Origin of the sequence: Empedobacter sp. UBA6305, assembly GCF_002440405.1 — a bacterium.
Taxonomy (GTDB): Bacteria; Bacteroidota; Bacteroidia; order Flavobacteriales; family Weeksellaceae; genus Empedobacter; species Empedobacter falsenii_B.
This window is the reverse complement of the sequence record NZ_DJTP01000050.1, coordinates 1-18878: the sequence shown is the minus strand read 5'-3', so window position 1 is coordinate 18878 and position 18878 is coordinate 1. Positions and strand designations below refer to the sequence as shown.

Sequence of the window (18878 nt, the reverse complement as noted above, 5' to 3'; positions counted from 1 at the left end):
TTTATGTTTAGTCTTAGAAATACTTACAATTATCAAACCATTTTTATTTAATAAAATTTTCTACCAATTCTTTTGGACGACCTACTATTCCACTTTTTCCATCTGTCACTATTGGACGTTGAATCAATTTTGGATATTCAACCAAAGCATTCAAAATTTCATCATCAGAAAGTTCATTTCCTTTAAAATTTATTTTCCAATCTTCTTCATTTGTCCTTACTATATCAATTGGTTTTAGATTTAGTCTTGTTAAAATAGTTCTCAATTCATCTTTCGTCAAAGGCTCTTTCAAATATTCTCTTATTTCAAAATCTTTTCCAGACTCTTCCAAAACCTTTACTGCATCTCTACTTTTTCCGCAACGCGAATTATGTAATATTGTGTACATAAATACTCTTTTAGAAATTAAATATAGTTCAAAAAAAAGAATCCTTATATAAGGATTCTTTTTTTATTTTCTTTTTACATTAACAGCCATAAGACCTTTTTTTCCTTTTTCAATATCAAAAGTAACTTGATCATTTTCATTTACTTTGTCAATTAATCCAGAAACATGTACAAAAACATCTTCACCTCCGTTTGCGTTTGAGATAAAACCAAACCCTTTTGATTCGTTGAAGAATTTTACTGTTCCTTCTTGCATAGTTGTATATTTAATTAATTTATTTTTTTGATATTTGAATTGCTCTGAATCCTTTTTCAGACATTTCTTTTTTGAACTGTACTTGATCTCCTACTTTAAGTAATTCTTTTGATTCTTTGAAGTGGAAGAAGATTTTATCGTTAGAAGCTGGTACTTTAATAAAACCAAAACCTTTTGAATCGTTGTAGATATCAACCATACCTTCTATAAAAACATCTCTGTTATCAGATTCAAATCTTTTATTATTCAGCAAATCGGCTTCTTTGTCTTGTAAATGAGGTGGTACATCTGTAAAATTACCAAGTACATCAACATAGACAATCATATCTTCTAATGATTTTCCTTTGTTGTTATTCTCTTTTCTATTCTCTCTTTTGTTTAATTTTTCTAATTTTTTTAAAGCTTTCTTTTTGCTATTTTCTTTTTTAGATGTAGAATCTGCCATAAATGTTTGTATAGATTTTTTGTTTTTAATACTGATAAAACCTAAGAAAACATAAATTAATTATCCGACAACATTTATATTATAATGTAGTAAAACTTACAAGTATACGTTTTAGAAAACAGAAGTTAAAATTATATTGACTAGGTCAATTAGTGAATTAAAAAAAGTAAAATAAAGAATACAATTGTAAACTATTAAGACAAAATATCTTCTTAAGTACGTTGCAAAGGTAATAAGTTTTAATGAATTAAATGGTATTAATTTCTAGAGAATTCTATATGATAAAAAGTTCTAATCTAATTGTGATTAGAACTTATCATGATTGATATCGTTAAAATTGGTAAATAAACGTGTTTATATTCATGCCTGCGCCAACAGATGCAAATAATACCACATCGCCTTCATTTATCTGGTGATTTTCTAAATCATTATCCATAATCATTTTCAAAAGAATTGGAATTGTTGCCACACTACTATTGCCAAGTTTATGAATATTCATTGGCATAATATTTTTTGGCACATCTTGATCATATAAACTATAAAAGCGTTTTACGATTGCTTCGTCCATTTTTTCGTTGGCTTGATGAATCACTATTTTACTGATATCGTCAATATTATATGAGCTATCATCAACACATTTTTTCATTGCTAAAGGTACTTTGGATAAAGCAAACTCATAGATTTTTCTACCATACATTTTGATGTATTTGGTATTCGGACATTTTTCTGAATTATACGATTTTCCAAAAAACAGATAATCTTTTTCTTCGTTTGCATAAGAGGCAGATAAATGGGCTTGTATTCCTTTATTGTTTGTAGAAGCTTCTAATATTGCTGCACCAGCGCCATCTGCATATATCATTGTATCTCGGTCGTGTTCATCTACTACTCTCGAAAGAGTTTCAGCACCAATTACCAAACATCTTTTTGCTAATCCAGCTTTTATAAATGCATTGGCTTGTATAACACCTTCTACCCAACCTGGACAACCAAAAATAACATCGTAAGCAACACAATAAGGATTTTGAATTTTCAATAAATTTTTTACTCTTGCAGCAAGACTTGGCACCATATCAGACTGAATCGTATCGTGTTTTACATCTCCAAAATTATGAGCGAATATAATATAATCAATAGTTTCTGCGTCGATATTTGCATTTGTGATGGCTGAAGCAGCTGCCATATAGCCTAAGTCTGATGTTACTTGATCTTTTCTGGCATATCGACGTTCTTCTATTCCTGTTATTTGTTTTAATTTATGCGAAATTGTAGCATTATTTTGATCTAAAATTTCTCCTTGTTCATTAAAAAATTGATGTTCTTCAAAAAAATGATTTGATATTTTTTCAGTTGGAATATATTTTCCTATTCCTATAAAGTGATTTGTCATATATATTTTAGATAACAGAGTTAGAATCTGCTATCGGATACAATCTCGGGATAACTTTAAGAACTATTGCTATAAAGTTACATTTTTAACTTAAACTTTATATTTATACCAAAATTATATCTTATAAAATATTAAATTAATAAATTTCATGATGATAATTTTTCAATGTCTCTTAGATATATATATAAATAATATGAAATAAACATTTATATTTCAGAACTACTATTCATGTAATTCTAAATTATTAGAATATAAGTGTAAATGTAGATATAAACACTTAATATCGTTATTTTTCAATATATTTAATCAAATTAAAAAATTATGAAAAAGCTATTTTTATTCTTCAGCGTTTCTCTCCTATTTTTTGCTTGTACAACCAATCAATCCACACAAAATTCAGTGCCGAATAAAGATGAGAATTCATTAAAATTCGAGCCGAATGAAGATGGCGATTATGATATTGTTGTATTTGATCCTCAATATGATATTTATTTAAAAACAACTGCATTACCCAAAGAATATTATTCAAAAGAATATTACGAACAAAAAAATCGCCAATATGTGATGATTTGGAATCAACGACATATGCTACCAATGACATATAATCCAGATTTGTATGCAGTAAGTATAGATTTAGATCCTTCTGTTGACTATGGTTATGATTTTGAATACAAATTATTTAACTTTTTTCGATTTATTGAACATAAATATCGTGTCAGAATTAGATAATATCGTTTATTTTTGCAAGCTAATTTTAGAAAGATGAACGATTTTTCAATCAAAATATACAATCAAATCATTGAAGCAATTCCAGATTTTACAGGGCTTCACAAAAAAGATACCGAATTATTAGAATTCCATATCGAGAATGAATACAAATCGACTTTTGGTGATCTTTATATTCAGACTTCGGATGATGATAAGATTTGGATCAAATCTTCTTTTCCTTTTACAACTTACGAAGTAGATTCTGTTGAGGAACTTTTGTATATTTTGGAAGGTTTGTTGTTCAACCAATTATTCTGGGTAATTAGTTATGATGATGGTGATTGGGACGATACTTTTTTGATGCTGAAAGACCAAGAAATTAAAACGGAAGACGGTTTTACTTATAAAATTCTTTCTTGGAACGGAAAAGATGATAAAGTGATTAATGCTTAACCTCGTGTTCATAAAATCCCCTATTTTTATACATTTGCAATTATGTTTAACAACGAATTACTAAAAGACATCCAAAAACGTACACAAGATTTGCACGAATATTTGGAAATCGAACAAAAAGAAATCGAAGTTCAAAATGAAGAAGAACACGCTGCTTCACCTGAATTTTGGAACAACCCGAAAGAAGCCGAAGCTTTTATGAAAGTTTTACGTGGTAAAAAGAAATGGATTGATGAATACCAAACGATTGCAAATGCAGTAAATGATGTCGAAGTTTTAGTAGAATTTAACCGCGAAGGCGAGGTAAGTGACGAAGAAGTTATGGAACAATATACTGTTGTTGCTAAGCTTTTAGAAGATATAGAATTCAAGAATATGCTTTCAGAAGAAGGAGATAATCTTGGTGCAATTCTTCAAATTACTGCGGGAGCTGGAGGTACAGAATCTTGTGATTGGGCTTCTATGTTGTTGCGTATGTATTTGATGTGGGCCGAAAAACATGGATATAAAGTAAAAGAATTAAACTATCAAGCGGGTGATGTTACAGGTGTAAAAACGGTAACATTAGAAGTTGATGGCGAATTTGCTTTTGGTTATCTAAAAGGAGAAAATGGTGTGCATCGTTTGGTGCGTATTTCGCCTTTTGATAGTAATGCAAAGCGTCACACAAGTTTCGTTTCGGTTTATGTTTCCCCAATTGTGGATGATACAATCGAGATTGAAATCAATCCTGCTGATATCGAATTACAAACGTCTCGTTCTGGAGGAGCTGGAGGGCAAAATGTAAATAAGGTAGAAACTAAAGTTCAGTTAACGCACAAACCAACTGGGATTGTAGTTGTTTGTCAGGTTGAACGTTCTCAGTTAGCCAATCGCGAACGTGCAATGGAGATGTTAAAATCTGAATTGTATAAGATTGAGTTAGAGAAAAAAATGGCTGCACGTAATGAGATCGAGGCAAATAAGATGAAAATCGAATGGGGTTCTCAAATTCGTAATTATGTGATGCATCCATACAAATTGGTAAAAGACGTCAGAACAGGAACTGAAACAGGTAATGTGGATGCTGTAATGAACGGTGATATAGACGAATTCTTGAAATCGTTCCTAATGTTAATGGGACAAAAAGAAACGTCAAAATAGTTTTATCCTAAATTTCTTTCATGAAAATATTAATCGGAGGTGCTGGAGAAGTTGGTTTTCATTTGGCTAAATTACTTTCTAATGAAATGAACGACATCGTCATCATGGACATGGACAAGGACAAGTTGTTGATGATCGAAAACTCGTTAGATGTAATGGCTTATCGTGGTGATATCACTTCTTTCAAGGCTTTGCGAGAAGTTGGAATTGATGATACAGATATTTTTATATCGGTCACTCATCTTCAAAACACAAACCTTACAAGTGCTTCGATTGCGAAAGATTTAGGGGCAAAACGCACATTAGCTCGAATTTCGAATCCTGAATTTCTTTACAAAGAAAATCAATTTTGGGTTCAAGGAATGGGAATTGATGCATTAATTAGTCCTGAGAAATTAGCGGCTGATGAGATTTATTCTCTTGTTCAACAATCTGCTTTCAATGCGATGCATCCCTTTGCAAATGGTCAACTTTTTATGGTTGGAACTGTTTTGGATGCGGATTGTAAAATTTTGGACAAGCAGTACAAAGACATGTATTTGACGACGAAAGGTGGCGAAGACAATCTTTTGATGCCAATTGCAATAATTCGTAGCAACGAACGTGGCGAATATCAAACCATTATTCCCGAAGCCGAAACTGAATTTAGAATAGATGATCACGTTTATTTTATTGTCAAAAAAGCTGGAATTTTAGAAGTTTATAAAATCCTTGGAAAGAAACAAGAATATTTCAAAAATGTAATTGTTTTAGGAGGAGGAAGTATTGGTGTCAAAGTTGCCAAACTTTTAAAAGATAACAAGCACAATGTTAAGTTATTAGAAATCAATCGAAACAAAGCTTTTGATTTAGCTGACGATTTAAATAACATTTTGATTATCAATGGTGATGGTCGAGATGGAGAATTGTTATTGGAAGAAGGTATTTCTGATTCGGATGCTTTTATCGCTGTGACAGGAAGTTCGGAAACGAATATTATGTCATGTCTTTTGGCAAAATCAAAAGGCGTTAAAAAAACAATTGCTTTGGTCGAAAATATCGACTATATACATCTTAGTCAAGAAGTTGGAATTAACGCTTTTATCAATAAAAAACTCTTAACCGCAGATAGTATTTTCCGTTATATTCGACAAGGTTCTGTGATGGATGTAACAGGAATTTCTGATTTAGATGCTGAAGTTTTAGAATTCCGTATTCACGAAAATTCTGAAATCGCATTCAAAAAAGTAAGCGATTTTCCGTTTAAAGAAGGTGCTATTATTGCTGGAATTGTTCGCAGAAATGATGGATTTATTCCAACAAAAGATTTCATTATCGAACCAAAAGATCACGTCGTTGTTTTTAGTCAAGCGAATTTAATTCCAAAAGTGACCAAATATTTTAAATAATGAAATCACTTAACATCAAAGTAATCCTGAATCTTTCGGGTGTTTTATTACTATTAAATGCGCTCTTTATGTTTATTGCAACATGTGTCAGCATTTATTTTAATGATCATCTACTCTACCCTTTTTTAGTTTCGGGGAGTTTAGTGGGATTGTCGGGAGCTGCAATGATGTATTTTACGCGTGACAGAAGAAAACACATCAACAAACGCGAAGGTTATATCGTGGTTTGTGTCGGATGGCTTTTCTTGATTCTTTCGGGGTGTTTACCCTATGTTACCTCGTTAATATTTCTACCAAACGATCATATCATCAATGAAAATTTTAGTTTTGTCAACATTATTTACGAAACCGTTTCTGGTTATACAGCGACTGGGACATCAATTTATGATGATGTAGAAAGTCTCCCAAAAAGTATATTATTTTGGCGAAGTACAACCAATTGGATTGGTGGTATGGGGATTATCGTTTTGACGATTGCGATTTTACCGTTTCTTGGAATTGGTGGTCGACAGCTTTTTATGGCAGAAGCGCCTGGAATTTATACGGATAAAATTCACCCTCGAATTACAGAAACAGCAAAAAACCTTTGGTTAGTTTATTTAGGCTTAACTGCTTTTTTTGCGATGTTGCTTTATTTTGGTGGAATGAATTTATTTGATGCTGCAAATCATTCGATGAGTGTGATTGCAACGGCAGGTTTTTCTACTAAGAATGAAGGTTTGATGTATTGGAATAACAATATTTTTATTCAATATGTATTAATCGTGATGATGTTTTTGGGCGGAACAAACTTCGCATTGATTTATTTATTGATTAAAGGACAATTCAAAAAAGTATGGAAAAATGAAGAATTCCGTTGGTGGGTTGGTTTACTTGCTGTCGTTACATTTATCGTTTTTGTTGTATTATTTTTCAATATTTACCCTAGTTATTCCGTCGAAACCTATTCGTGGTTTAATTTCGAACATTCATTCAGAAGTTCATTATTCCACGTTGTATCTATCGCATCTACAACAGCTTTGGCAATGGAAGATTACACAAGTTGGTTAACCGTAACCACACTTATTTTCTTCTCTTTGTTCTTCATCGGAGGTTCGGCAGGTTCTACATCTGGAGGAATTACAGTTATTAGACACGTCATTTTATTAAAAAATAGTTGGATCGAATTTAAGCGTATTTTACACCCAAACGCAATTATTCCTGTTCGTTATAACAATCGTTCGCTTAACCAATCTATTGTTTTCCACGTCATGGCATTCTTTGTCATGTTTATGTTTACATGGATTGTGAGTTCTATTTTGTTTGCGCTTTTGAATTATGGTATAACAATGAGTTTCCAAGATATTTTGGCCTCTTTAACATTAACTGCTTCCACTTTAGGAAACGTAGGTCCGGGAATTGGCGAATTTGGTCCGGGTACTTCAATGAATTCTTTAACGGATAGTGCAAAATTATTATGTTGTTTTTTAATGGTTTTGGGACGATTAGAGCTTTATACAATCTTAATTTTATTTACGCCTGCTTTCTGGAAAAATAATTAATGGGATGCTTCTAAAATTACTTTCTGAATGATTTCTTCGGTTTGATCTGGGAAATCTTTCTCAATAATTTTATTCGAATCCACCCAACGTTGCAATTGTGCTACATTCAAATCATATGAATAATCAACGCCAATCATTTTTAAAGCTTCGCAATTACATAATTGTTCGTATTGACCTTTAATCGGAATCACAAAAAGCTTCTTTTTAAGATAAATACTTTCGGCAGGCAATTCGAAACCAGCACCGCACAAAACTCCTTTACAATTTTCTAAAGTTCTAGTAAAAAGACGTTCATCAATTGGATAAATTTGAACATTAAATTGACGCGTAACATCTTTCACAAAAGGTGAAAAAACTTTCCATTTTGAATCTTTAATCAGTGATAATTTCTCCATAATTTCTGTTGGATGAAAACTTGGTAAATACACCAAATAGTAATCTTTTCGTTTTGGACGCAATGCTCTAATTTTATCTCGAATGATTGGTAAAAAAATAGCATCATTATATTCTTCGAAATGAAAACCGTAATACTTAGAAGTTGGTGCGTAATATTTTAAAATCGTTTCGCCCGTTTTATTTTTCACTGTTGGTGTTTCATCAAATAAAAATGAAGCTTGATGACTCAAACCAACAATATTTATCTTTTTCTTTCGAGCTGCATGTGCCGTAATTGGCTCAAAATCATTAATAATTAAATCATATTTTTCAATTGGAAAATGATTCACTTCATTCCAAAAAGATTTAAAACTATTCTCCTTAAAAATTCGTTTATACGAAACTTTCCCAAGCTGATTATAAAACAACGACAAGCCATTGTGATGTTTAAATTGATAATTTTCGAGTTGTAATTGTGAATTAGAACCACTCACAAAAACATTCAAATCTCCATATTCTTCAAGGATTGGTAACATTTTTTGCGCACGAGCCAAATGTCCATTTCCTGTTCCTTGCAAAGCGTATAAAATTTTCATTTATTTTTTATTGAGAATTGAAACAATCAGTTCATCTAACGAATAATTGAACTCGATTTCTTCTAAATTTTGCATCAAAGTATGTTTATGTTCTTCAAAATAAAACACTGACCAATTTCCGTCTACACATTCTAAAGCAGATAAATTCTCAATCCAATCCCCCGAATTCATATAAACACAAATTCCTTTATCCGTTTTTACTTTTCGCAATTGTGGTTGATGAATATGTCCACAAACTACATAATCATATTCATTTTCGATCGCTAATTCGGCAGCAGTTTGTTCAAAATCATTGATATGCTTCACCGCTTTTTTCACTGAATTTTTAATCTTTTGAGATAACGAATAACGTTCTCTTCCAAAAAACTCTAAACATTTATTGATAAAATAATTCAACTGAATTAATTTATCATAACCCCAACCACCTAATTTCGCAATCCATTTCGAATGTTGAATCGATGCATCAAACACATCTCCATGAAAAATCCAAGCGACTTTATCATTTTGTTTCAACATATATTTATCCGTTAAAAGAATATTTCCAAAACGCATTGTGGTAAATTTACGTAACAATTCGTCATGATTTCCTGTTATATAAACGATTGGAATTCCTTGTTCTGAAAGATTTAACAAATAACTAATAATTTGAAGATGCGTTTCTGGGAAATAACTTTTCTTAAAATTCCAAATATCCACAATATCACCATTGAGAATAATTTTTTTTGGATTGATTGACTGTAGATAAGCTAACAGCTCTTGTGCTTTGCAACCAAAAGTTCCTAAATGCACATCCGAAATAACAACAACATCAAGATTACGCTTCATTGATTTTTATTTAAATTTCGAAATCAAATATTACTTAAACGTTTTTTTAATCTTATGAAATCTTTATAAATTTGAGTCTAAATTGTAAAGTTATGAGCGAATTGAAATTCAAAACAAATATAAATTGTGACAGCTGTATCAAATCTGTAAAACCTTTTTTGGACGAAGCTGTAGGTAAAGACAATTGGAAAGTTGATACTTCTGATGAACGAAAAGTACTGACTGTGACAACAACCGAAGATGAAGAAGAAGTTGTAGAAGCTGTGACAGATGCAGGTTTTAAGATTCAGAAATTAGAAGAATAAATAAAAGCGATTCAGTAAACTGAATCGCTTTTTTGTTAGATTAACAATATATTCTTTCTTATTTTTTTACTACTTTTTGAGTAGAAGATTTTCCGTTAGAAGTAGTTTTAACTACATACGTCCCTTTAACTAATGAAGAAACATCTACATTTTGAACACCTTTAACTTCGAAAGATTTTACCAATTGTCCGTTAATATTGTAAACTTCTACAATTGTTTTATCTTTTACATTGAAAGAAGCTGTATTTGTCCATAATGTATTAGAAACTGCTTTAGTTAATGTTAAATTATCTGTACTCAAATTTGTACAAACATTTGCAGCCGTTTGTCCATTTCTAGGAGCAGCAGCAGCTACGTCAAAATCATTCTTATTATCATTTGTATCTTGACATCCTTTTAACTTTCTTTGAGCAGAATCAGTATTAGATAAAGCCGCAGTAGGACCAGATCCTTCATATTCATTAGACGTTCCAAAACCTACAAAATCAACGATATCTTTATCTGTTACATCAGTTATTGGATCAACATTAGATACAAGTGCTACTTTACCGTTCATGGCTCCTAATGCAAGAGCTGTAGCAGGAATTTGGTCTGGAGTTGGCAATGCATCTGTTCCACTATTACCTTTAGCTTGTTGAATTAAATAATATTTACCTGGCTGAATTGTAATATCTGCTAATACTTGTGTATTAGCTGCACTAACATTACCTGTAGCAGAAGCATATTGAAGTGAATGACCTTTTAATGTAACAGCTTAAGAGCCTCTATTAAACAACTCAATAAAATCATGCGTATATTTTGCGCCCGAATTTCCTCCTCCACCATAAACTTGACTAATCACAACTTGTCCAAATGATAAAGAAGATAATGCAGTAATTACTACTAAAGAATAAAATTTTTTCATATTATATCTGTTTTTAAATTATTATTATAAAGATAGTTAAAAAACAAATTCAATATACATAACGCAAAAAATTAACGATTTGGTAAAATAAAAAAGCAGCCAAAAGGCTGCTTCAACTATAAATTTTAAATTTATTTCTTAGATATGAATTGCATGTCCATATGCATCTTCTACCGCTTCCATAATAGCTTCTGCCATTGTAGGGTGCGCGTGAACAGATTTCATAATTTCATGTGCAGTAGTTTCTAATTTACGGGCTACAACTGCTTCTGCAATCATTTCAGTAACTCCATCACCAATCATGTGACATCCTAACCATTCACCATATTTCGCATCAAAAACTACTTTTACAAAACCATCAGCAGCTCCGTTTGCAACAGCTTTACCGTTTGCAGAGAATGGGAATTTTCCTACTTTTACTTCGTATCCAGCTTCTTTAGCTTTTGCTTCTGTTAATCCTACAGATGCAATTTCTGGAGAACAATAAGTACAACCTGGGATGTTTCCGTAGTCGATTGGTTCTACTTTTTCACCAGCAATATGCTCAACACATAAAATACCTTGTGCAGATGCTAAGTGAGCTAAATCTGCTCCTTTTACAACATCACCAATTGCATAATATCCTTTTACAGATGTTTCACAAAAATCATTGATAACTATTTTACCTCTTTCAGTTGCAATACCAACTTCTTCAAGACCAATATTTTCTGTATTTGGAACAACTCCTGCTGCTGATAAAACAACTTCTGCTTCAAGAATTTCTTCTCCTTTTGCAGTTTTAATTGTTGCTTTTACTAAATCTCCAGTTGTATCAACTCCTGTAACTTCTGCATTTGTTAAGATATTGATTCCAGATTTTTTAAGAGATAATTGTAATTGTTTCGAAATATCTTCATCTTCAACATTTACAATGCGTGGTAAAAACTCTACAATTGTCACTTTTGTTCCTAATGTATTGTAGAAGTGAGCAAACTCAACTCCAATCGCTCCAGAACCTACAACAATCATTGATTTTGGTTGCTTTTCCATTGCTAATGCACCACGGTAACCAATTACTTTTTTACCATCTTGTGGTAATGCAGGTAATTCACGAGAGCGTGCACCAGTTGCAATAATTATATTTTCTGAAGATAATTCACTAACAGAACCATCTGCTGCAGTAACTTTTACTTTTTTTCCTGGTAAAACTTTTGCTTCACCTTGAATTACTTCAATTTTGTTCTTCTTCATTAAGAATTGAACACCTTTACTCATACGATCCGCCACTCCTCTACTACGAGAAACAACATTTCCAAATTCGAATGAAATATCTGAAGGTAAGTTAATTCCAAAATCTTCTGCATGATTTAAGTATTTGAATACTTGAGCAGATTTTAATAAAGCTTTTGTAGGAATACATCCCCAGTTAAGGCAGATTCCACCTAATTCAGCTTTTTCTACGATTGCTACTTTTTTACCTAATTGTGCTGCTCTAATTGCTGCAACGTATCCTCCAGGACCACTTCCAATAACTATAATGTCGTAACTCATTTTTTCCATAATTTGAATGCTAATTTAATAATTATAACCCGAAAAAAAAGGAATTCCTTAAAATAGATTAAAATTTCTTACTTTTGCACTGTGAAAATATTCTTTGAAAATTACGCTGACGACTTACAGGTCGAAACTGAATTACCTTTAGAAGGTAGTTTATCACAAGCTATTGAGATTTTTCATAACCTACCTGATTATGACGGAAGTTATATTGGTTTGATGAATCAAGATGGGAATACTGTTCAGATTTCGAAATATGATCGATTTTTATTTTTAGTAGAAATCCCTGTTTACCAAGAACAAGCTTCATATTCAGTATTATTTACTTATTTTCAAGTAATGCAATTATTAGAAGATTTATACAAAGGATTTGATCCTTATAACATAAAAGGATTGAAATTTGAACAGTATTTAACAAAAAAAGCAACGAAATAATCGTTGCTTTTTTATTTTTATATTATTTAGATTTTACTGCCAAATATATTTCTCACCTAAACTTAACGTTGATTTCATCACATATTTTCCTTCCTCATTTTTTTCAGTTAATACTAAAATAGGATAATATTCACCTGCGGGAACCAATTTTGTGATATTTGTAGTAAAATTTAGCTTTTCAATTTTAGTAAAAGCAGAAATTGGTGAAACATCTAGATTTAGAAGTTCAAATCCATCTATTTCTTTAATTCCTGTTATATTTTGATTTGAAAAATATACCATTAATTTTAAGTCATTTGTAGGTTTATAATCTAAATTCTGTATAGAATTATCAACTCCACCAATTGTAACCATCAACGAATTGAAATCAATTTCTAATTTCCAACCTCCAACTAATTTTAGTTTTTTATTTACATTCGCTATGTTCAAAGAACTTTCTACAGGTGTATATATATCAGATAAAGTAGCGTCTATATTCTTTGTAGAAGCTAAAGTATTAGCATCTGTAACCTGAGGTAATTCTACATTCTTTACAACTTTATCAATTAAAATATTATTAGATTCTAAAGAAATTTTACTACTCAAAACTTTATAATTCAAAATAGAACCTGATTCTTTTTCTTTCAATAACAAAACTGGTGTATAATCTCCTTGTGCTAATGTTTCAAGATCTGAAGCTTTAAAAGTAATAGTAACGTTATTGAAGCTTGTTCCATTTCCTTCTAACTGCCCTAATTGTGCGTTTGTATTGATTTTATTCGGTAAATTATATAAATCTACAGATGTTTTTGATGGAGCAAAATATAAATCAAGAAATAAAGTCTGACTTGTTTTGTTTAAATAATTTGTCAATTTTCCTCCAGATATTTTATAGTTAGATGTATTTCCATCATTCGAAATTTTCCATACTCCTTCAAAAGAATAGTCTTTATTTATCGTAGTCGGTAAATTAATAATGTTTATACCATCTTGTTGAGCTTTAAGAAAACTACTCTTTAAAATAGTTCAGTAAAAATAATTTAATATAAACATTCATAGGTCATATTTAACCTTTCCTACAAAATAAAGAATTTAATTTACAAAAAGTGTTTAAAATTGGATATTTTAAAATTTATATACAAACTATTAATTTTTGATTAATTAATTTTACGTCGAATTATAGAATTATGACTAAAATATCACCAAAAGATACAGACCAGTTTGACAATTTTGTTCACAAAGAAACAACAACATTTGAAGATTTAACTGTTTTCGATCGCAATAATTTGGCACCAATATCTATTGATAATCAATTTGGTTTAATAGATAAAGAAGGAAATGTAATTATTCCGTTTCAATATCAAAAACTTGTGCTCACAACTGTTAATGCCTATAGCGCGCAAAAGGAGAATAAGTGGGGAATTATCACAAAATCTAACCAGATTTTGATTCCGTTCGAATATGATTTAACAAGTGATTTTATTGAAAATATTTGTGCTGTAAAAAAAGATGGAAAATGGGGGTTTATTGATTTATTAAATCAAGTTGTGATTCCGTTCGAATATGATGGTTGTACAGATTTTAGAGCTGGTTTAGCTGGAGTTGAAAAAGATAGAAAATGGGGAATGATTGATAAAAATAATCAGTTAATTATAGATTATCAATACGAATATTTAACGCCAGTTGATCAAAATTTTGCCACTTTTGGAGAAGCTACTTCACTAAAAATTGAGCGTCCAGATATATTAGCTTATTTTCCATATTTCTTATCAAAAGAGAATTATTTGATGCATTTTGGTTTAATTTCAACAAAAAACGAACAAATTTTAGGTCCAATTTCTGAATTACCAATTTTAGAAAGTTTCGAAAATCAAGCTATTATTCGTCAAAATTATCAATTAGGTTACTTAAAAGATGGAAAAAATTTTGTGAAATTTGAACAATTTACAATCGATCCTTACGAAGAAAAAATCTTAACTCAATTAGGAGTGATGAAATAAAAAAAGAGCTTTTCTGAAAGCTCTTTTTTATTATCTATTGTTTTGGTTTATACTGCATATATTCATGATTTTCGCTCATCAACATTTTTTCCCCAACCACTTCAAAACCTTTTCTTTCGTACAATTTCTTTGCATTTGGGTTTGTAAAATCGACCAATAAACCTAATGTTTTGCCTTGCTTATTTCCTATTTCATCAATCAAATAATCCAATATTTTAGAACCTATTCCTTTTCCTCTAAAATCTTCAGAAACTGCAATTGTGTCAATATATATTTCACCTGCTTGTGTTTCATCTTGTGGATGAATAATTTGGTTATAATCATTTTTCAATAATTCTAAAACAGGTTTTCGAAGTTCTTCTAATTTTCCTCCATCATAAAAAGTTGTTGTTCCAGCAAATTGCTTATCATATTCTACAACAACTGTATTTTGATAACTATATTGATTTTCTTCTTGTTCAATTAATTTTTTCAAGAAGTTAACTCCTTCTTCATAATCTGTTTTTCCGATAAAATCATAAACGATTTTATTCATTGCTAACATCATCAATTTTGCAATAGATAACGCATCCGTCTTTGTTGCTTCTCTAAAATTTAACATAAAAAAATAGCCTTGAGATTTCTCAAGGCTAAGTTAGCAATAATTATTTTGAAATTATTTCGCTTTTAATTTATCTAACGTATTGTTATATCCTTCTTTTGCTTTTTCTCCAGCTTCTTTCGCTTCTGCTTTCACATCTTTTGCAGCTGCATTGATATCAGCTTTTGCATCTTTTGCAACAGTTTTAATATCTTCTTTTGCTTGATTAGCTTTTGCATCTACTTTATCTACAGTATTATTCACTCCATCTTTTACATCTTGCGCAGCATTATTTACAGCAGCTTTTGCATCAATCCACGCTTTATTAGCATCGTCATAAGCTTTTTGTGCAGCTTCTGTTGCAGCTTTATCACCTTTCGCTTTTGCTTCATCTAAAGCTTTTTTTGCTTCGTCTACTTTCGCTTTTGCATCAGTTTCTGATAATGTAGTTGTTGTAGTTGTCGTTTCTTTGATAACAGTCGTAGAATCATTCGCTAATGAATCTACAGTTACATTAGTTTCAGTTGTTTTTGAAGTTTCTTGTTTACAAGAAGTAGCAAATGATAATGAAGCAACTGCCACTAATACAAATAATTTTTTCATAGTTGTTTTTTTTTATTGTTTTAATAATAGAATCAGTTCTAACAATTTTAATACCAAATTGCGAACGATTATTGAATTAAAATTAAATCTTTTCAGAAAATAAAACAAGATTCTTATAGATAATTATTGATTAGAAGCACTTAGCATACGATCATTTCCAGAAATATCTTTATGAATGATTACATTTTGATAAAATTTTTGAAATAATTGTTTTGTCTCTTTTCCTAAATATTGATTGATTTCACAATAAATTTTACCATTCTCTTTCAAATGATTTTTAGCAAAATCTATTACTCGTTCATAAAAAATTAAAGCATCATCATTTTCAACAAAAAGCGCCAAATGAGGTTCAAAATTCAAAACATTTTGATGCATTTCTTTTTTTTCAAGATTTCGGATATAAGGTGGATTTGAAATAATTACATCAAATTTATGGTTTAATTGAATGTCTTCCAGTAAATTATTGTGATAAAAATTTATATTAACTTTTAAATTTTCAGCATTTGATTGTGCTATTTTCAATGCATTTTCAGAAATATCTAATGCTGAAACATTTGCATTTGGAAATAATTTTGCCAACGAAATAGGAATACATCCTGTTCCTGTTCCTAAATCAATCATAGAAATATCTTGATTTTGAGCATAATCATTTCTAATTAATTCAACCAATTCTTCCGTTTCTGGACGAGGAATTAATGTATGTTCATTCACAAAAAAGAAATCGTTATAGAAAAAAGCTTTTCCAGTAATATGTTGTATAGGTTGACCTTTTTTTAATTGTTCTAAATCTGATAAAATTTCAGTCGTTAATTCAATTTCATCTCGGCTAGATAAATCAAGATTCAACTTATCTTCTACATAAATCATGAAAATATGAGAAGCTTCTTCTTTATCATATAGTAATTGCAATTTATCTAAAAACAATTGTTTTAGCTCAACTAAAGTCATTTTGTTAAATTTTTGTAAAGTTAGATTTTATTAATTGAAAGTGCACGATTCTTGATTTCTAAAAAGTAACCAAAAAAGAAATCACAATGAAAATGAATAAATTATTATGTGCTGTTACGATGTTATTTATTAGTCACCTTTCTTTTGCGCAGATAGAAATTGATGGAAATAATAAAAAACTAACGTTAGATTGTAAGGGACAAAAAGTAGAAGTTGGCGGAAGTGGACATGTGATCAATTTGAAAGGAGATTGTACCAAAGTTGAAATCATGGGAACAAATAATACAATATCTGTTAATGGATTAACTTCTGCTGAATTAGCTGGCGAAGGAAATACATTATATTATCGTAAAGCATTATCTAAAAATGGTAAATTACCTCAAATAATTGAGGGAAATAATAATACAATTATCAAAAAGCAGTAAAAATCTTTTCATTTATTATGTCTTTAATAGTTAGAATCTCTTTCTTAATTGTATTATTAAAGAAAGGGATTCTTTATTTCTTAACATTTCCTTATTTTTTTTTCAAATTGGTTCCTAGCTGATTATAAATAAAATGTATTAATTAACTTGTCTAAACAACAAAATATCAATTAACACAAATTATTTATGAAAAAAAATTACTTCCTACTAAGTATGATTTTACTTGGTATAGATTCTTTTGCGCAGGAATACAAAATGCCCGTTTCTAGTGTTACTTCTAAACAAGAGGCACAAAGTGGTAATGAAGCTACTTTTAGCGCAGATGGTATATTAACGACAATGTACCATTCTAAATGGAATCAAAATGGAATCCCAGATCAATTAGATTTTAGTTTCAACAGTCAAGTTAAATCTATAAAATCCCTTGCCTATTTTCCAAGGCAAACAGGTACTAATGGAATTTGGACAAATGTTGAAATTTTATATTCAACTAAAGGTGATCCAACAAATTTCAAAACAGCGACTACGAGTGCTATAACATGGGCTGGAGATTCTACATCTAAAAAATTTGATTTTGATAAAGAAATTATCAATCCAGCAGTCATTAGAATAAAAGTGAATGCTGCTCTAGGAAATTTCTCGAGTGCTGCGGAAGTTGAGTTTTACTCGTCTGATCAAATTACTCCAATAGCTTCGGAGTGTGTAATACAAACAAATGAGTTCTCAAACTATAAGGATATGAAAGTTTCTCCATTAGTTACAGGTTCGTCAGCATCAAGTTTTCAAACAGGGGAAAACATAGAGCAATCATTTGATGGAGATTACAATACGCTTTATCATTCTAACTACAATTCTACTGAAAAAATTTTCCCTATTTCATTAATTTATGCTTTTGATGGAAACACACCATTAGATTATATGATCTATTATCCAAGAAATGATGGTGGAGTAAATGGTTTATTAGGAAAAGTAAAAGTTAGTTACAATACTATAGCTGACCCTACTTATATTGAAATTTCTACACAAGATTTTACGCAAACAAATGATGTAAGAAATATATCTTTTCCATCACAAATAAAACCTTCTTCTATCAAATTAGAAATTTTAGATGGCAAAGGAAATTTTGCAAGTGTTGCCAAGATGGAATTTTATCAAAAAAATTCAAACAAGTTTGATCAGAAAAAGTATTCAACAATTTTTAAAGATGATTTATTCTCAGAATTAAATTCAGGCGTAAATCAACAAACAATTGATGGAATTACTACATCTCCTTTTGTTAAATCTTTAGCACAATGTTTATTAGATAATAAATACAAAAAAATAGATCGTGTTAACGAACATAAAGCATATAAAACAATAGCTTCTATCAATAAAGAATACAAAATTGGAAATTACAATGCTTACGAAAATCCAACAGGAATAGTTTTTTCGGAAAAAACAACTAGCGTTATGTTTGTAAGTGGTATTCCTTCTGGTGAAAGTGTATATTTACGTGTTAGAGATTCTGCTAACGAAGCAAATGTAACTGATATCTCCTACCCTTTATCAAATGGAATAAATGCTATTGAAATGAAAAATAATGGATTAGGATATATTTCTTATTATTCTGATTCTAATAATCTACCAAATATAAAATTAAATGTGTAATCTTCCCTAAAA

23 protein-coding genes are annotated in these 18878 nt (G+C 30.3%); 10 read left to right on the top strand and 13 right to left on the bottom strand.

Annotated features, from left to right (window positions below; translation table 11 throughout):
• Positions 1–43: 43 nt before the first annotated feature.
• From B3M86_RS12995 to B3M86_RS12980, 4 genes are all read right to left on the bottom strand, one after another.
• Positions 44–388, bottom strand: coding sequence for an arsenate reductase family protein (locus tag B3M86_RS12995; RefSeq protein WP_286494920.1), 345 nt, complete (start codon positions 386–388; stop codon positions 44–46).
• A gap of 63 nt (positions 389–451) precedes the next feature.
• The gene (locus B3M86_RS12990) at positions 452–643 is read right to left on the bottom strand and encodes a cold-shock protein (RefSeq protein ID WP_135837000.1); all 192 of its coding nucleotides are present in this window, start codon (positions 641–643) and stop codon (positions 452–454) included.
• 19 nt (positions 644–662) lie between these two features.
• Entirely contained in the window at positions 663–1088 is a 426-nt protein-coding gene (locus B3M86_RS12985; protein ID WP_038335861.1) for a cold shock domain-containing protein, read from the bottom strand.
• Positions 1089–1419: 331 nt separating this feature from the next.
• Positions 1420–2478 carry a 3-oxoacyl-ACP synthase III family protein gene (locus B3M86_RS12980; RefSeq protein WP_286494921.1) on the bottom strand — a complete coding sequence of 353 codons (1059 nt, stop codon included), beginning with the start codon at positions 2476–2478 and terminating at the stop codon, positions 1420–1422.
• 321 nt (positions 2479–2799) lie between these two features.
• Between B3M86_RS12980 and B3M86_RS12975 the strand changes: the two genes are divergently transcribed.
• From B3M86_RS12975 to B3M86_RS12955, 5 genes are read left to right on the top strand one after another with little or no spacing between them, the layout of a single operon-like run.
• Positions 2800–3207: a DUF6146 family protein gene (locus B3M86_RS12975; protein WP_291076065.1), complete on the top strand. Its 408-nt coding sequence runs from the start codon at positions 2800–2802 to the stop codon at positions 3205–3207.
• A 33-nt stretch (positions 3208–3240) separates the two neighbouring features.
• On the top strand, positions 3241–3639 hold the full coding sequence (locus B3M86_RS12970; protein ID WP_038335837.1) for a hypothetical protein: 399 nt from the start codon (positions 3241–3243) through the stop codon (positions 3637–3639).
• 42 nt (positions 3640–3681) lie between these two features.
• On the top strand, positions 3682–4782 hold the full coding sequence (gene prfB / locus B3M86_RS12965; RefSeq protein ID WP_286494922.1) for a peptide chain release factor 2: 1101 nt from the start codon (positions 3682–3684) through the stop codon (positions 4780–4782).
• A 20-nt stretch (positions 4783–4802) separates the two neighbouring features.
• Positions 4803–6170: a Trk system potassium transporter TrkA gene (gene trkA, locus B3M86_RS12960; RefSeq protein WP_180906656.1), complete on the top strand. Its 1368-nt coding sequence runs from the start codon at positions 4803–4805 to the stop codon at positions 6168–6170.
• Positions 6170–7711 carry a TrkH family potassium uptake protein gene (locus B3M86_RS12955; protein ID WP_180906655.1) on the top strand — a complete coding sequence of 514 codons (1542 nt, stop codon included), beginning with the start codon at positions 6170–6172 and terminating at the stop codon, positions 7709–7711. The genes trkA and B3M86_RS12955 overlap by 1 nt, the downstream gene beginning before the upstream one ends.
• Here B3M86_RS12955 and B3M86_RS12950 read toward each other — a convergent pair.
• Positions 7708–8682, bottom strand: coding sequence for a glycosyltransferase family protein (locus B3M86_RS12950; protein ID WP_286494924.1), 975 nt, complete (start codon positions 8680–8682; stop codon positions 7708–7710). The genes B3M86_RS12955 and B3M86_RS12950 overlap by 4 nt on opposite strands.
• Positions 8683–9507: a UDP-2,3-diacylglucosamine diphosphatase gene (locus tag B3M86_RS12945; protein ID WP_038335849.1), complete on the bottom strand. Its 825-nt coding sequence runs from the start codon at positions 9505–9507 to the stop codon at positions 8683–8685. It abuts the gene before it with no gap.
• 92 nt (positions 9508–9599) lie between these two features.
• On the opposite strand from B3M86_RS12945, the gene B3M86_RS12940 reads away from it, so the two are divergent.
• Positions 9600–9812 carry a hypothetical protein gene (locus tag B3M86_RS12940; RefSeq protein WP_180906652.1) on the top strand — a complete coding sequence of 71 codons (213 nt, stop codon included), beginning with the start codon at positions 9600–9602 and terminating at the stop codon, positions 9810–9812.
• A gap of 58 nt (positions 9813–9870) precedes the next feature.
• Here the strand turns inward: B3M86_RS12940 and B3M86_RS12935 are convergent, their stop codons facing one another.
• From B3M86_RS12935 to lpdA, 3 genes are all read right to left on the bottom strand, one after another.
• Complete coding sequence (locus tag B3M86_RS12935) at positions 9871–10416, bottom strand: T9SS type A sorting domain-containing protein (RefSeq protein WP_286494925.1); 546 nt, start codon at positions 10414–10416, stop codon at positions 9871–9873.
• Positions 10417–10566: 150 nt separating this feature from the next.
• Positions 10567–10716: a hypothetical protein gene (locus B3M86_RS12930; RefSeq protein ID WP_280038151.1), complete on the bottom strand. Its 150-nt coding sequence runs from the start codon at positions 10714–10716 to the stop codon at positions 10567–10569.
• 138 nt (positions 10717–10854) lie between these two features.
• Positions 10855–12246 carry a dihydrolipoyl dehydrogenase gene (gene lpdA, locus B3M86_RS12925; RefSeq protein WP_286494926.1) on the bottom strand — a complete coding sequence of 464 codons (1392 nt, stop codon included), beginning with the start codon at positions 12244–12246 and terminating at the stop codon, positions 10855–10857.
• 90 nt (positions 12247–12336) lie between these two features.
• On the opposite strand from lpdA, the gene B3M86_RS12920 reads away from it, so the two are divergent.
• Positions 12337–12684, top strand: a complete 348-nt coding sequence (locus B3M86_RS12920) for a hypothetical protein (RefSeq protein WP_219033995.1) — start codon at positions 12337–12339, stop codon at positions 12682–12684.
• A 33-nt stretch (positions 12685–12717) separates the two neighbouring features.
• Here the strand turns inward: B3M86_RS12920 and B3M86_RS12915 are convergent, their stop codons facing one another.
• The gene (locus B3M86_RS12915; protein ID WP_291076067.1) at positions 12718–13536 is read right to left on the bottom strand and encodes a hypothetical protein; all 819 of its coding nucleotides are present in this window, start codon (positions 13534–13536) and stop codon (positions 12718–12720) included.
• A gap of 314 nt (positions 13537–13850) precedes the next feature.
• Here B3M86_RS12915 and B3M86_RS12910 point away from each other — a divergent pair, with 314 nt between their 5' ends.
• Positions 13851–14663: a WG repeat-containing protein gene (locus tag B3M86_RS12910; RefSeq protein WP_291076069.1), complete on the top strand. Its 813-nt coding sequence runs from the start codon at positions 13851–13853 to the stop codon at positions 14661–14663.
• A gap of 34 nt (positions 14664–14697) precedes the next feature.
• Here the strand turns inward: B3M86_RS12910 and B3M86_RS12905 are convergent, their stop codons facing one another.
• The 3 genes from B3M86_RS12905 to prmC all read right to left on the bottom strand — a co-directional run bounded on the left by B3M86_RS12905 (position 14698) and on the right by prmC (position 16794).
• Positions 14698–15264 (bottom strand): GNAT family N-acetyltransferase, encoded by a 567-nt coding sequence (locus tag B3M86_RS12905; protein ID WP_291076071.1) that lies wholly within the window; start codon positions 15262–15264, stop codon positions 14698–14700.
• Between the two features lie 54 nt (positions 15265–15318).
• Entirely contained in the window at positions 15319–15846 is a 528-nt protein-coding gene (locus B3M86_RS12900) for a hypothetical protein (protein WP_286494928.1), read from the bottom strand.
• A 123-nt stretch (positions 15847–15969) separates the two neighbouring features.
• Positions 15970–16794 (bottom strand): peptide chain release factor N(5)-glutamine methyltransferase, encoded by an 825-nt coding sequence (gene prmC, locus B3M86_RS12895; RefSeq protein WP_125350425.1) that lies wholly within the window; start codon positions 16792–16794, stop codon positions 15970–15972.
• Between the two features lie 92 nt (positions 16795–16886).
• Between prmC and B3M86_RS12890 the strand changes: the two genes are divergently transcribed.
• The gene (locus tag B3M86_RS12890; protein WP_160279610.1) at positions 16887–17219 is read left to right on the top strand and encodes a DUF3060 domain-containing protein; all 333 of its coding nucleotides are present in this window, start codon (positions 16887–16889) and stop codon (positions 17217–17219) included.
• Between the two features lie 186 nt (positions 17220–17405).
• A complete protein-coding gene (locus B3M86_RS12885; protein WP_291048603.1) occupies positions 17406–18866 on the top strand; it encodes a discoidin domain-containing protein in 1461 nt (486 codons plus the stop codon).
• The last annotated feature ends 12 nt before the right edge of the window (positions 18867–18878 follow it).

What these genes read in the sequence shown, in the direction of transcription:
- B3M86_RS12995 (WP_286494920.1), bottom strand. Translation starts at nt 388, where the DNA reads ATGTACACAATATTACATAATTCGCGTTGCGGAAAAAGTAGAGATGCA.
- B3M86_RS12990 (WP_135837000.1), bottom strand. Translation starts at nt 643, where the DNA reads ATGCAAGAAGGAACAGTAAAATTCTTCAACGAATCAAAAGGGTTTGGT.
- B3M86_RS12985 (WP_038335861.1), bottom strand. Translation starts at nt 1,088, where the DNA reads ATGGCAGATTCTACATCTAAAAAAGAAAATAGCAAAAAGAAAGCTTTA.
- B3M86_RS12980 (WP_286494921.1), bottom strand. Translation starts at nt 2,478, where the DNA reads ATGACAAATCACTTTATAGGAATAGGAAAATATATTCCAACTGAAAAA.
- B3M86_RS12975 (WP_291076065.1), top strand. Translation starts at nt 2,800, where the DNA reads ATGAAAAAGCTATTTTTATTCTTCAGCGTTTCTCTCCTATTTTTTGCT.
- B3M86_RS12970 (WP_038335837.1), top strand. Translation starts at nt 3,241, where the DNA reads ATGAACGATTTTTCAATCAAAATATACAATCAAATCATTGAAGCAATT.
- prfB (WP_286494922.1), top strand. Translation starts at nt 3,682, where the DNA reads ATGTTTAACAACGAATTACTAAAAGACATCCAAAAACGTACACAAGAT.
- trkA (WP_180906656.1), top strand. Translation starts at nt 4,803, where the DNA reads ATGAAAATATTAATCGGAGGTGCTGGAGAAGTTGGTTTTCATTTGGCT.
- B3M86_RS12955 (WP_180906655.1), top strand. Translation starts at nt 6,170, where the DNA reads ATGAAATCACTTAACATCAAAGTAATCCTGAATCTTTCGGGTGTTTTA.
- B3M86_RS12950 (WP_286494924.1), bottom strand. Translation starts at nt 8,682, where the DNA reads ATGAAAATTTTATACGCTTTGCAAGGAACAGGAAATGGACATTTGGCT.
- B3M86_RS12945 (WP_038335849.1), bottom strand. Translation starts at nt 9,507, where the DNA reads ATGAAGCGTAATCTTGATGTTGTTGTTATTTCGGATGTGCATTTAGGA.
- B3M86_RS12940 (WP_180906652.1), top strand. Translation starts at nt 9,600, where the DNA reads ATGAGCGAATTGAAATTCAAAACAAATATAAATTGTGACAGCTGTATC.
- B3M86_RS12930 (WP_280038151.1), bottom strand. Translation starts at nt 10,716, where the DNA reads ATGAAAAAATTTTATTCTTTAGTAGTAATTACTGCATTATCTTCTTTA.
- lpdA (WP_286494926.1), bottom strand. Translation starts at nt 12,246, where the DNA reads ATGAGTTACGACATTATAGTTATTGGAAGTGGTCCTGGAGGATACGTT.
- B3M86_RS12910 (WP_291076069.1), top strand. Translation starts at nt 13,851, where the DNA reads ATGACTAAAATATCACCAAAAGATACAGACCAGTTTGACAATTTTGTT.
- B3M86_RS12905 (WP_291076071.1), bottom strand. Translation starts at nt 15,264, where the DNA reads ATGTTAAATTTTAGAGAAGCAACAAAGACGGATGCGTTATCTATTGCA.
- B3M86_RS12900 (WP_286494928.1), bottom strand. Translation starts at nt 15,846, where the DNA reads ATGAAAAAATTATTTGTATTAGTGGCAGTTGCTTCATTATCATTTGCT.
- prmC (WP_125350425.1), bottom strand. Translation starts at nt 16,794, where the DNA reads ATGACTTTAGTTGAGCTAAAACAATTGTTTTTAGATAAATTGCAATTA.
- B3M86_RS12890 (WP_160279610.1), top strand. Translation starts at nt 16,887, where the DNA reads ATGAATAAATTATTATGTGCTGTTACGATGTTATTTATTAGTCACCTT.
- B3M86_RS12885 (WP_291048603.1), top strand. Translation starts at nt 17,406, where the DNA reads ATGAAAAAAAATTACTTCCTACTAAGTATGATTTTACTTGGTATAGAT.